The organism is Streptomyces fradiae (genome assembly GCF_041270065.1).
Taxonomy (GTDB): Bacteria; Actinomycetota; Actinomycetes; order Streptomycetales; family Streptomycetaceae; genus Streptomyces.
Window position 1 is genome coordinate 5270397 of the sequence record NZ_CP065958.1, and the last position, 13092, is coordinate 5283488.

Here is a 13092-nt window from a genome sequence, read left to right on the forward strand (position 1 = left end):
CTCCCAAGGAGAAGAAGGACACATGACACCCGGATCCCGCACCACGGCCGGTCGGCACGTAGGGGCCGCACGATGAGGGTGCTGCTGCTCGGAGCCAATGGATTCATCGGACGGTTCGTCGCCGACCGGCTGCTCGCCGACCCGGCGGTGCACCTCACCGCCCTCGGGCGCGGCGACGACGCCGACGTACGGTTCGACCTCGCGACCGGCAGCCCCGGCGCGCTCACCCGGTTCCTCGACGCCGTCCACCCGGGCGTCGTCGTCAACTGCGCGGGCGCCACCCGCGGCGGCGCCCGCGACCTGACCCGGCACAACACCGTCGCCGTCGCCACCGTCTGCGAGGCGCTGCGGCGCAGCGGCTGCGGCGCCCGGCTCGTCCAGGTCGGCTGCGCCTCCGAGTACGGGCCCAGCCAGCCCGGCTCGTCGACCGCCGAGGACGCGGTGCCGCGGCCCGGCGGCCCGTACGGCGTGTCCAAGCTGGCCGCCACCGAACTCGTCCTCGGCTCCGGCCTCGACGCGGTCGTGCTCCGGGTGTTCTCGCCGGTCGGCCCCGGCACCCCGGCCGGCTCCCCGCTCGGGCGGCTCGCCGAGGCGATGCGCCGGGCCATCCAGGCCGGGGACGGCGAGCTGAAGCTCAGCGGACTCGGCGTCCAGCGCGACTTCGTGGACGTCCGCGACGTCGCCCGGGCCGTGCACGCCGCCTCCCTGTCCGCGGCCCAGGGCGTGGTCAACATCGGCACCGGCCGCGCGGTCAAGCTCCGCGACGCCGCCGCCGTGCTCGCCCGGGTCGCCGGCTACGCGGGCCAGCTGCACGAGGTCGACGGCCCGCCGCAGCGCCCGGTGATCGGCGCCCCGCGCACCGAGGCGACCATCGCCGAACAGCTGGCCGCCGCCCCCTACCCGTACCCCGACGGCTGCGGACCCTGGCAGCAGGCCGACGTCCGCACCGCCCGCGACCGGCTCGGCTGGCGCCCCCGGATCAATCTGGAGGAGTCGCTCGCCGACATCTGGATGGAGGCGGCATGTCGCATCTGACCGCCACCGGCACCGGGACGGAGACGGGCGCGGTCACCGGGATGGGAGTGGGCGTCCCCGGCTACGCCCACCCCCTCCTCGCCCCCGTCGAGTGGGCCGAGCTCACCCGCCCCGGCGCCCCCGTGCACTGGGCCGTGCTCAACGTCGCCGACGGGCCGGGCGCCCGGCCCGACCCGCACTGCCTGGAAGCGGCCGGCAAGCTGCGCAACGCCGGGGTCCGGGTGCTCGGACACCTCGACCTGTGTGATGGGTCACGTCCTTACGACGAGCTGGTCGCCGACGCGCAGCGGTTCCTCGACTGGTACAAGGCGGACGGCTTCTATCTGGACCGGGCGCCCGCCGACCGGGCCGACCTGCCCGGCGTACGGCGGCTCTCGGCGACCCTGGAGGCGCTGCGGGACGGCGAGGCGCACCTCGTCCTGGGGCACGGCACCCATCCGTACCCGGGCTACGCCGAGGTCGCCGACCAGCTGGTGACGTTCTCCGGCGCCTGGACCGACTACCGCTGGTCGCAGGTGGCGGAGTGGACCGCCGACTACCCGGCGGGGAAGTTCGTCCATCTCGTCCACGGAGTGCCCAGGACACATCTGGACGAAGCGCTGCGGATCGCCCGCTGGCAGGGGGCCGGGACGGTCTTCATGACCGACCGCCCGGGTGGGCCCGGACAAACCGGTGCATTCCACTCGCTGCCCGGCTACTGGGACGAAATTGTCTCGCGTATCGGACGGGGTGTCTCGGAATGAGAAGGGGCGTGGCAGTGTTGTGCGGAGAACAAGCGTCTCAATGACATCCCGACCAGCTGTATTGATGAGGTCTCCGTGTCGCTGCCACCCCTGGTCGAGCCGGCTGCCGAGCTCACCGTAGACGAGGTCCGCAGGTACTCCCGCCACCTGATCATCCCGGATGTCGGGATGGACGGACAGAAGCGGCTGAAGAACGCCAAGGTGCTCGCCGTGGGCGCCGGCGGTCTCGGCTCCCCGGCGCTGATGTACCTGGCCGCGGCCGGTGTCGGCACCCTCGGCATCGTGGAGTTCGACGAGGTCGACGAGTCGAACCTGCAGCGCCAGATCATCCACAGCCAGGCCGACATCGGCCGCTCCAAGGCGGAGTCGGCGCGCGACAGCGTGCTCGGCATCAACCCGTACGTGAACGTGGTCCTTCACGAAGAGCGGCTCGAGGCCGAGAACGTGATGGAGATCTTCAGCCAGTACGACCTGATCGTCGACGGCACGGACAACTTCGCGACCCGCTACCTGGTCAACGACGCGTGCGTGCTGCTCAACAAGCCGTACGTGTGGGGCTCGATCTACCGCTTCGACGGCCAGGCCTCGGTCTTCTGGTCCGAGCACGGCCCCTGCTACCGCTGCCTCTACCCGGAGCCCCCGCCGCCGGGCATGGTCCCGTCCTGCGCCGAGGGCGGCGTCCTGGGCGTGCTGTGCGCGTCCATCGGCTCCATCCAGGTCAACGAGGCCATCAAGCTCCTCGCGGGCATCGGCGAGCCGCTGGTCGGCCGCCTGATGATCTACGACGCCCTGGAGATGCAGTACCGCCAGGTCAAGGTCCGCAAGGACCCCAACTGCGCGGTCTGCGGCGAGAACCCGACCGTCACCGAGCTCATCGACTACGAGGCCTTCTGCGGCGTCGTGTCCGAGGAGGCCCAGGAAGCGGCGCTCGGCTCCACGATCACTCCGAAGCAGCTCAAGGAGTGGATCGACGACGGCGAGAACATCGACATCATCGACGTCCGCGAGCCGAACGAGTACGAGATCGTCTCGATCCCCGGCGCCCGGCTGATCCCGAAGAACGAGTTCCTGATGGGCAACGCCCTCCAGGACCTGCCGCAGGACAAGAAGATCGTCCTGCATTGCAAGACGGGTGTCCGCAGTGCGGAAGTCCTCGCCGTGCTCAAGTCCGCGGGCTTCGCGGACGCGGTGCACGTCGGCGGCGGCGTCATCGGCTGGGTCAACCAGATCGAGCCGGAGAAGCCGATCTACTAGGCGTAGGCATGCGTGAGGGCCCCCGGACCTGTCTCAGGTCCGGGGGCCCTCGTGCGTGTCTGCCGGCTACTGACAGGTCTTGCCGTACGCGGGGACCTCGGCCCGCAGCAGATACGCGTCGATCGTCTTCGTCGCGCAGGCCGCCGAGCCGTACGCGCCGTGGCCCTCGCCCTTGTTGGTGACGAGCACGCCCACGCCCGGGCCCAGCGCCTTCGCCATCCGCTCCGCGCCCTCGTACGGGGTGGCCGGGTCGCCCGTCGTGCCGACGACCAGGATCGGGGCGGCGCCCGGGGCGCTCGCCGCGGTGGTCGTGGCCTCGCCCTCGACCGGCCAGTCGGCGCACCAGCCGGCCGTGTCCCAGGCGAGGAAGGGGCCGAAGACGGGGGAGAGGCGGCGGAACTCGGGGATCAGCGTCCGCGCCTCGTCGAGGGTGGGCCGCTCGGAGGAGTCGGCGCAGGAGATCGCCCGCTGCGCGTGGGACTGCGTCGAGTAGTGGCCGGCGGCGTCCCGGTCGTTGTACCAGTCGGCGAGGGAGAGGAGTTCGGCGCCGGAGCCGTTCTCCGCCTTGGTGAGCGCCGAGGTCAGCAGCGGCCAGTTCTGCTGGGCGTACAGCGGCATGACCACGCCGGTGAGGGCGAGGGAGTCGTTGAGCTCGCGGTCGCCGACCGCGAGGGGCTTCTTGTCGAGCTTCTCCAGGAGCCGGACGATCCGGCGGGTGCCGTCCTTCGGGTCCTGGCCGGTGGAGGTCAGATAGTTGTCGAGTGCCCGCTGGAAGCCGATGGTCTGGTTGCGGGCGTGGCCGACGGAGTCGGCGGTCGGGTCGACCACCGCGTCGAGCACCATCCGGCCCACGTTCCTGGGGAACAGATGGGCGTAGGCGGCGCCGAGCTGGGTTCCGTACGAGATGCCGAAGTAGTTCAGCTTCGGGTCGCCGAGGACCTGGCGGATCAGGTCCATGTCGCGGGCCGTGTTGCTGGTCGTGGTGTACGGCAGGACGAGGCCGGAGCGGCGCGCGCAGCCCTGGCCGAAGGCGACGGCGTCGGCGCGGAAGGCCTTCTCCTCGGCCGCCGTCTCGGGCGTGTAGTCGACCGTCCGCTCGGCCTTCGCCTGCTCCTTGTCGTCCCGGCACACCACGCCCGAGCTGCGCTGCACGCCGCGCGGGTCGAAGGAGACCAGGTCGTAGCGGCTGCCGAGGGCCGTGTACTCGGCGGCGCCGCGCGGCAGGATGTCGACGCCCGAGCCGCCGGGCCCGCCGAAGTTGAAGAGCAGCGAGCCGATCCGGGCGTCCTTGGCGCCGGCCTCCTTGCGGATCAGCGCGATCGGGATCGTCGGCCCGTCCGGCTTCGCGTAGTCGAGGGGCACCTTCACCGTGGCGCAGCGCCAGGCGGAGCCAGGGGCCTCGCCGCCCTCGGGGGCGGTGCAGCGGCGCCAGTCGGGGTGCTGCCCGGTGAGCGCGGCGGGCAGCGCGGGCCCGCCGGGGTCGGTGCTGGACACGGAGGGCTTGGCGTCGCCGGCCGCCGGGGCGGAGCTCGGGGTGCCGGCGGGGCCGGTCCCGCCCGTGGCCGTACATCCCGTGGCGAGCACTGCGGAGAGGGCGACGACGGCCCCCGTACGTATGAACGACGAGCGCACCGAGCGCCACCCCCTGATCCGAGCCGGACCGCCATCCTAGGGGGGCGGCTACGGGCGGACGGTCACGGGCAGACGGTCCCGGAGGCCGGCACCTTGCCGTTCAGCAGATACGCGTCGGTCGCGGACTTCACGCACTTGTCGCCGCTGCTGTAGGCGCCGTGGCCCTGGCCCTTGTAGGTGAGCTCCACGCCGACACCCTTGCCGAGCGCGTTCACCATGGCGCGGGCGCCCTCGTACGGGGTGGCGGGGTCGCCGGTGTTGCCGATGACCAGGATCGGCGCGGAGCCCGGCGCGGAGACGTTCGGGTGCTCCCAGGTGCCGGGCACCGGCCACTGGCCGCAGCTGGACAGCGCCCAGCCCATGAAGTCGCCGAAGACGGCGGAGGCCTTCTGGAACTCGGGGAGGCGTTCCTTGGCCTGGCCGAGGGTGAACCGCTCCTTGAAGTCCACGCAGTTGATGGCGGCGTTGGCGGCCTGGATGTTGCTGTAACTGCCGCTCTGGTTCCGCCCGTTCATGGAGTCGGACAGGGCGAGCAGCAGGGCGCCGTTGCCGCCGTCGGCCTCGTCGAGGCCCTGTTCGAGATAGGGCCAGAACTCCTTGGAGTACAGGGCCTGCGCGATGCCGTTGGTGGCCTGGGTCTGGGTGAGCTTGCGGTCGCCGATGCCCGCGATGGGCTTGGCGTCGAGCTCCGCGAGGAGCCCGGTGATGAACTCCTCGATCTCGGCGACGCTGCTGCCCGGCAGCCGGCAGTCGTCGCCGCGGTCCACGCAGTCCTGCGCGAAGTTGTCCAGGGCGAGCTGGAAGCCCTTCGTCTGCCCGAGGGCGCCGGCCTCCACGCCGGCCGTGGGGTCGACGACCGCGTCGAAGACCGCCCGGCCGACGTTCGCGGGGAACAAGTGGGCGTAGACGCCGCCGAGTTCGGTGCCGTAGGAGATGCCGAAGTAGTGCAGCTTGGCGTCGCCGAGGACCCGGCGCATCAGATCCATGTCACGGGCCGCGTTCTCCGTGCCGACGTAGGGGAGCCGGTTGCCGGCGTCCTTCTCGCAGCCGCCGGCGTAGGCCTTCTGCGCCTCGGAGAGGGTCTTCTCCTCGGCGCTGTCGTCGGGGGTGAAGTCGAGTGCGTAGTAGGCGTCGAGCTCCTTGTCGGTGGCGCACTCGACGGGCGCGCTGCGGCCGACCCCGCGCGGGTCGAAGGAGACCAGGTCGTAGCGGGAGCGCAGGGTCTCGAAGTCGGTGGCGAAGCCGGGCAGGCCGGTGACGCCGGAGCCGCCGGGCCCGCCGAAGTTGAAGACGAGGGAGCCGATCCGCCGGTCGGGGGCGGCGGCCCTGGCGCGGATCAGGGCCAGGTCGACGGTCTCGCCGTCGGGCTTCGAATAGTCGAGCGGCGCCGTCATGAAGGCGCATTCCCACGGTGTGCCGTCGGGCAGCGGCGTGGGGGCGGGGCCGCCGCCCTCGGCCGGCGACGGCGGCAGGCACGCGGACCATTCGAGCTTCTGCGCCGCGAGCCCGTCGAGCCCGGTGGGGCCGCTGGATGCGGGGGCCGCCTGCCCTCCGTCGTCCGAGCACCCGCTGGTCGCGGTGAGCAGGGCGGTCGCGGTCAGCAGGGCGGCGCGCCGGGCGGTGCGCTGGGCGGCGGAGATCGGCATGATCCCATCGTGGGCCGCCCGGGAGGGGCCCGCGCGGGCGGTGGGCCAAGCGGGTGGCCCGGCGCCCCTGTATCTACGACGGCCCCTACGGCACCCGCTCCCAGCCGCGCTTCGGCTCGCGGGTGGCGAGCCTGCCGGGGCGGCGGCGCCGGTAGACCACGAAGGGCCGGAAGAGATACCGCACCGGCGCGGCGAACATGTGTACGAGCCTGGAGTAGGGGATCAGCGCGAACAGTGTGAAGCCGAAGAGCACGTGCAGCTTGAACACGAGCGGCGCGCCCGCCATCAGCGCCCAGTCCGGGCTGAGCGCGAACAACGACCGGAACCAGACCGAGACGCCCTCCCGGTAGTTGTAGCCGTCCGTCTGACCGGTCGAGTTGAGGACGGTGGCGAGCAGCCCGAGGGCCATCGCGCCGAGCAGCACCGCGTACATCACCCGGTCGCTGCGCAGGCTCGCCCGCCGCACGGCCGGCACCCGCAGCCGCCGGTACACCAGGATCCCGATGCCGACGGTGGCGGCCACTCCGGCGACGGCGCCCGTGGACACCGCCATCAGGTGGTACGCGTGGTCGCTCAGGCCGACCGCGTCCGTCCACGACATGGGCACAAGGAGTCCGACCACGTGGCCGAGCACCACGAAGGCCATGCCGAAGTGGAACAGTGGCGAGCCGATCCGCAGCAGCCGCGACTCGTGCAGCTGCGAGGAGTGGGTGGTGATCCCGAAGCGGTCGTGCCGGCCGCGCCAGACCGTGCCCGCCACGAGCAGCACGACGGAGACGTAGGGCAGCACGCCCCAGAGCAGCAGATCCATCAGACCGGGGTCCTTTCCGCACGGCTCACGGTGGGCCAGGGCAGTTCGACGCCGGGCCCGAAGGGTTCGAGTCCGACGAGCTCGCGCGGTGGCCCGGACCGGGCCAGCGCCTTCGCCTCCTCCTTGGTCTGCGGGGAGGGGCCGGGGAGCGTGCCGCAGACCGCTTCGAGCACACCGGTGTACGGGGTGTCCACGCCGGCAAGGGCCAGCCGCAGCAGCTCGAGCCCCGCCCGGTGCTCCTGGAGCAGCGCCGTGCCGGGCTCCTCGTGCCGGGCGGCGAACTCCAGGGCGGCGGGCAGGAAGTCGGGCAGCTCGTCGCTGTCGAACTCCAGGCCGTGGTCGCGGTAGAGGCCCTTGATCCGTACGAGGGAGAGGCCGCGCCGCCGGGTGTCGCCGTCCGTCCACCAGGTGAGGTACAGACAGCGCCGGTTCCTGGTGTCGAAGGTGTCGGTGTAGTGCGCGGCGAGCTCCAGCGGGGCGGTGCGCTCCGCATGGTCGAGGAAGGCCGCGAGCCCGCCCCCGCCCCGTACACCCTCCAAGACATGCCGGAGCAGCTGGAGTTCGGCGTACAGGCGCTCGTCCGGGTAGGTCAGGCAGCGCGCCGCCACCAGCCGGACCACGGCGTCAGGGTTCACGGGTTCCTCCTCGTACGGCTGAGGTTGAGCAGGACCCGGCTGCCACCGCCGCCCCCTTGTTCGGCGACCGGGCAGCCGGCGTCCAGCGGGTGGGCGTCCGCGAGCGCGTCCGCGTCGGCGCGGGCTGCCGTCGGGATCACGTACCGGTCCTCGTACTTGGCGACGGCGAGCAGCCGGAACATGTCCTCCATCTCCTCGCCGGTCAGCCCGACCGCCTTCGCGATCGTGTCGTCCTTCGCCTCGCCGAGGTTGACCGCCCGCATGTAGGAGCGCATGGCCGCCATCCGGCGCAACACCGCCTCCACCGGGTAGGTGTCCCCGGCGGTGAGGAGTTCGGCGAGGTACTCGACGGGGATGCGCAGGGCGTCGATCGCGCCGAAGAGGTTGCCCGCGTCCTCGCCGTCGCTGCCGGTCGCGGCGACCGCGTCGACGACGGGCGAGAGCGGTGGCACGTACCAGACCATCGGCATCGTGCGGTACTCCGGATGCAGCGGCAGGGCGACCTGGTAGGTCGCGATCAGGTCGTAGACGGGGGAGCGGCGGGCCGCGTCCAGCCACTCCTCGCTGATCCCGGAGGCCCGCGCGGCGGCCGCGACCGCCGGGTCGGCCGGATCGAGGAAGCACTCCAACTGGGCGGGGTAGAGGTCGTGTTCGTCCTCCACGGCCGCCGCGTCCGCGACCTTGTCGGCGTCGTACAGCATCACGCCGAGGTAGCGCATCCGGCCCACGCAGGTCTCGGAGCAGATGGTCGGCATGCCGACCTCGATGCGCGGGAAGCAGAAGGTGCACTTCTCGGCCTTGCCGGTGGCGTGGTTGAAGTAGACCTTCTTGTACGGGCAGCCGGTCACGCACATCCGCCAGCCCCGGCACTGGTCCTGGTTCACCAGGACGATCCCGTCCTCCTCCCGCTTGTACATCGCGCCGGACGGGCAGGACGAGACGCACGCCGGATTGAGGCAGTGCTCGCAGATCCGCGGCAGATAGAAGAGGAAACTCTGCTCGAACTCGAAGCGGATCCTCTCCCCGACCTGTGCCCGGACCTTCTCCACCAGCGGGTCCTTCGGCCCGTGCTCGGGCGCCCCGCCCAGGTTGTCGTCCCAGTTGGGGCCCCATTCGACCTTGTCGAGCGGCGCGCCGGTGAGCTGCGAGACCGGGCGGGCGACGGGCAGGTCGTCGCCCGCCGGCGCCTCGGTGAGGTTCTTGTACTCGTACGTCCACGGCTGGTAGTAGTCGTCGAGCTCCGGCAGCTCGGGGTTGGCGAAGATCTGCCCGAGCCGCTTGAGCCGCCCGCCGGCCCGCAGCCGCAGCTTCCCCGAGCGGGTCCGCTCCCAGCCGCCCTTCCACCGCTCCTGGTCCTCCCAGCGGCGCGGATAGCCCTGCCCGGGAAGCGTCTCGACATTGTTGAACCAGACGTACTCGGTGCCCTGCCGGTTGGTCCACGCCTGCTTGCAGGTGACCGAACAGGTGTGGCAGCCGATGCACTTGTCGAGGTTCATGACCATCGCCACTTGAGCCATCACGCGCATCGGATCAGTACTCCACCTTCTGGTCGCGGCGGCGGATCACCGTCACCTCGTCACGCTGGTTGCCGGTCGGGCCCAGGTAGTTGAAGGCCCAGGTGAGCTGCGCGTAACCGCCCACCAGGTGGGTCGGCTTGAGCATCACGCGCGTGAGCGAGTTGTGGATGCCGCCCCGGCGGCCCGTCTTCTCCGTCTTCGGGACGCCGACCGTGCGCTCCTGCGCGTGGTTCATGTACACCGTGCCGGGCGGCATCTTGTGGGAGACGATCGCGCGGGCGGTGACCACGCCGTTGCGGTTCACGGCCTCGATCCAGTCGTTGTCCCGGACCCCGATCGCGTCGGCGTCCTGCGGCGACATCCAGACCGTCTGCCCGCCCCGGCCGAGCGTCATCATGTAGAGGTTGTCCTGGTACTGGGAGTGGATCGCCCACTTGTTGTGCGGGGTCAGATACCGGACCGCGACCTCCCGGCCGTCCCGCCCGTCGCGACCGTCCTGTACGGACCCCAACTCCGGTTCCCCGTACAACCGGTGCATGTCCAGCGGTGGCTTGTAGACCGGCAGCGCCTCGCCCACCTCGTGGATCCAGTCGTGGTCCAGGAAGAAGTGCTGGCGCCCGGTGAGGGTGTGCCAGGGCTTCAGCTGCTCGGTGTTGACGGTGAACGCGGTGTAGCGGCGCCCGCCGGACTCGCTGCCCGACCACTCCGGCGAGGTGATCACGGGGACCGGCCGGGCCTGGGTGTCGGCGAAGGTGATCCGCTTGCCCTCGGCCTCCGCCGCCAGGTGCGCCATCTCCGTACCGACTCGCCTCTCCAGCTTCTCGAAGCCCTGGGTGGCGAGCCGCCCGTTCGACGTGCCGGAGAGGGAGAGGATCGCCTCGCAGGCGCGCTGCGCGGTGTCGAGCCGCGGCCGGCCGTCGGCGACCCCGCCCCGTACCCGCCCGTTCTTCTCGCCGAGGTACGCGACCTCCTCGCCGACGTCGAAGGTGATCGCCTTCGTGGTGACCCCGAGGGTGTCGACGAGCGGGCCGAGCGCCGCGAACTTCTCGCCCACCGCGCCGTAGTCGCGCTCCACGACCGTCAGGTTGTACATGCTCTGCCCCGGCACCGCCGGGCACTCGCCCTTCGACCAGTCGAGCGCCACCCCGCCGGGCTGCGCCATCTCGCCGCCCGCCGTGTCGTGCTGGAGCGCCGTCGCCACCAGGTCCCTGCGCACCCCCAGGTGCTCCTTCGCCAGCTCGCCGAAGCGGCGGGCGAGGGCGAGGAAGGCGTCGTAGTCGGAGCGGGCCTGCCAGGGCGGGTCGACGGCCGGGGTGAAGGCGTGCAGGAAGGGATGCATGTCGGTGGACGACAGGTCGTGCTTCTCGTACCAGGTCGCGGCCGGCAGCACGATGTCGCTCAGCAGCGTCGTGCTCGTCATCCGGAAGTCCAGCGACAGCAGAAGGTCGAGCTTCCCCTCGACGTCGGCGGCCGGCGCCCGCACGTCCCTCGGCGTGCAACGCGGGCCGTCGGACGGGAGGTTGGAGTGGGTGCCGAGCAGATGCTTGAGGAAGTACTCGTTGCCCTTGGACGACGAGCCGAAGAGATTCGCCCGCCATACGTTGAGCACCCGCGGCCAGTTCTCCGGCGCGTCCGGGTCCTCCCCGGCGAAGCCGAGCGAGCCGTCCTGGAGCGCCCGTACGGTGTCGCCGACCGGGTCGGGCTGCGCGCCGAGCTCCAGCGGATTGCGGTCGAAGGTCGGGTACGAGGGCATCCAGCCCATCCGGGCCGCCGCCGCCAGGCAGTCGGCGCCCGTCATCCCCGCGAACCGGCCCGCGCCGAGCGGCGAGGCCAGCGTGTCGGCCGGCAGTGTGTCGTACCGCCACTGGCCGGTGTGGAGGTAGAACCAGCCCGCGCCGATCATGTGCCGGGGCGGGCGCCCCCAGTCGGAGGCGCTCGCGAGGGTGGCCCAGCCGGTCACCGGCCGGCACTTCTCCTGGCCCACGTAGTGGCCCCAGCCGCCGCCGTTGCGGCCCTGGCAGCCGGTCAGCGTCAGCAGGGCGAGGAAGGCGCGGTAGATCGTCTCCGAGTGGAACCAGTGGTTGGTGCCCGCGCCCATGAGGATCATGCAGCGGCCCCGCGAGCGCTCGGCGGTGTCCGCGAACTCCCGGGCCACGCGGGCCGCCTGGGCGGCGGGGACCGAGGTCAGCGTCTCCTGCCAGGCCGGGGTGCCGGGCGCGCCGGCGTCCTCGTACGAGTCGGGCCACTCGCCCGGCAGGCCGGGGCGCCCCACCCCGTACTGGGCGAGCAGCAGGTCGTACACCGTGGTGACCAGCGGGCCGTCCGCGGTGAGCCGGCGTACGGGCACGCCCCGCCGCAGTACTTCGCCCTCCTCGTCGAAGCGCGGCAGCACGATCTCGGCGGCCGATCCCTCATCGAGCAGGCTCAGGCGCGGCACAGTGTCGCCGAGGTCGAGGTTCCACTCGGGCTTGCCGTCGGTGGCCCAGCGGTGGCCGAGGGTGCCGTTCGGGACGACCGGCTCGCCCGTGGCGTCGTCGACGAGGACGGTCTTCCAGGCGGCGTTCTCGACGTCCTGCCCGAGGTCGGCGGCGGTGACGAACTTCCCCGGGACCAGGCCCCGCTCCGTCTCCCGGAGGGAGACCAGGAACGGCAGATCGGTGTAGGTGCGGACGTAGTCCAGGAAGAAGGGCGTCTGCCGCTCGACGAAGAACTCCTTCAGGACCACATGCCCCATCGCCAGCGCGAGCGCCCCGTCCGTCCCCGGGTGCGGGTGCATCCACTCGTCGGCGAACTTGGTGTTGTCCGCGAAGTCGGGGGAGACCGTGACGACCTTCTGGCCCCGGTAGCGGGCCTCCGTCATCCAGTGCGCGTCCGGGGTCCGGGTCACCGGCACGTTCGAGCCCCACATCAGCAGATAGGCCGCGTCCCACCAGTCGCCCGACTCCGGTACGTCGGTCTGGTCGCCGAACACCTGCGGCGAGGCCACCGGAAGATCCGCGTACCAGTCGTAGAAGCTCAGCATCGGCGCGCCGATGAGCGAGTGGAAGCGGGCGCCGGCCGCGTGCGAGGCCATCGACATCGCCGGGATCGGCGAGAAGCCCGCCACCCGGTCGGGCCCGTGCTCCTTGATGGTGTGCACGTGTGCGGCGGCCGCGATCTCCAGGGCCTCGTCCCAACTCGCCCGCACCAGACCGCCCTTGCCCCGGGCTCGCTGGTACGTGCGGCGGCGCTCCGGGTCGCGCTGGATGTCCGCCCAGGCGAGCACCGGGTCCTTCAGGCGCTGCTTCGCCTCCCGGTACATCGAGAGGAGCGTGCCCCGGACCATGGGGTGGCGGACCCGGGTGGGGGAGTAGCTGTACCAGGAGAAGGAGGCCCCGCGCGGGCAGCCGCGCGGCTCGTACTCCGGGCGGTCCGGGCCGACCGACGGATAGTCGGTGGCCTGCGTCTCCCAGGTGATGATGCCGTCCTTGACGTACACCTTCCAGCGGCACGAACCGGTGCAGTTCACCCCGTGCGTCGAGTACACGACCTTGTCGTGGCTCCAGCGGTCCCGGTAGAAGGCCTCGCCCTCGCGGCCGCCGGTGCGGTGGACGGTGCGCAGGTCCTCGGAGACCTCAGCACCGGAGGCGCGGGCGAAGAATCCGCCCGCCCGGAGGAGGGTTTCGGCGGGGTGGGGCCTCTGCTGCACGGCTGACTCCTTCACGACCGACGGCACGTCGCTGCGATCTGCGTGATCTGTGAGATCTGTGCGTCTGTGAGATCTGTGCTTCGAGGCTAGAACCGGCGGGAGGGCGCGGAAGGGGGCCGATGGTCCCTCCG

Annotated in this window: 9 protein-coding genes; 3 read left to right on the forward strand and 6 right to left on the reverse strand. The window is 71.8% G+C overall.

Annotated elements, in window-relative coordinates; genetic code table 11:
• Window positions 1–72: 72 nt before the first annotated feature.
• The 3 genes from JAO84_RS24300 to moeZ all read left to right on the forward strand — a co-directional run bounded on the left by JAO84_RS24300 (window position 73) and on the right by moeZ (window position 3032).
• The gene (locus tag JAO84_RS24300) at window positions 73–1035 is read left to right on the forward strand and encodes an NAD(P)-dependent oxidoreductase (protein WP_265866630.1); all 963 of its coding nucleotides are present in this window, start codon (window positions 73–75) and stop codon (window positions 1033–1035) included.
• Window positions 1023–1778: a spherulation-specific family 4 protein gene (locus tag JAO84_RS24305; protein WP_370414752.1), complete on the forward strand. Its 756-nt coding sequence runs from the start codon at window positions 1023–1025 to the stop codon at window positions 1776–1778. Before JAO84_RS24300 ends, JAO84_RS24305 begins: the two co-directional genes overlap by 13 nt.
• A gap of 75 nt (window positions 1779–1853) precedes the next feature.
• Window positions 1854–3032, forward strand: a complete 1179-nt coding sequence (gene moeZ, locus JAO84_RS24310; protein WP_265866628.1) for an adenylyltransferase/sulfurtransferase MoeZ — start codon at window positions 1854–1856, stop codon at window positions 3030–3032.
• 66 nt (window positions 3033–3098) lie between these two features.
• Here the strand turns inward: moeZ and JAO84_RS24315 are convergent, their stop codons facing one another.
• From JAO84_RS24315 to JAO84_RS24340, 6 genes are all read right to left on the reverse strand, one after another.
• Complete coding sequence (locus tag JAO84_RS24315; RefSeq protein WP_370414753.1) at window positions 3099–4664, reverse strand: alpha/beta hydrolase; 1566 nt, start codon at window positions 4662–4664, stop codon at window positions 3099–3101.
• Window positions 4665–4726: 62 nt separating this feature from the next.
• Window positions 4727–6310 carry an alpha/beta hydrolase gene (locus JAO84_RS24320; RefSeq protein ID WP_370414754.1) on the reverse strand — a complete coding sequence of 528 codons (1584 nt, stop codon included), beginning with the start codon at window positions 6308–6310 and terminating at the stop codon, window positions 4727–4729.
• Between the two features lie 85 nt (window positions 6311–6395).
• Window positions 6396–7121, reverse strand: a complete 726-nt coding sequence (narI, locus tag JAO84_RS24325; RefSeq protein WP_370414755.1) for a respiratory nitrate reductase subunit gamma — start codon at window positions 7119–7121, stop codon at window positions 6396–6398.
• Window positions 7121–7756, reverse strand: coding sequence for a nitrate reductase molybdenum cofactor assembly chaperone (narJ, locus tag JAO84_RS24330; RefSeq protein WP_370414756.1), 636 nt, complete (start codon window positions 7754–7756; stop codon window positions 7121–7123). Before narJ ends, narI begins: the two co-directional genes overlap by 1 nt.
• Entirely contained in the window at window positions 7753–9282 is a 1530-nt protein-coding gene (gene narH, locus JAO84_RS24335; protein WP_370414757.1) for a nitrate reductase subunit beta, read from the reverse strand. Before narH ends, narJ begins: the two co-directional genes overlap by 4 nt.
• Before the next feature lie 4 nt (window positions 9283–9286).
• A complete protein-coding gene (locus JAO84_RS24340) occupies window positions 9287–12961 on the reverse strand; it encodes a nitrate reductase subunit alpha (RefSeq protein WP_370414758.1) in 3675 nt (1224 codons plus the stop codon).
• Window positions 12962–13092: the final 131 nt, after the last annotated feature.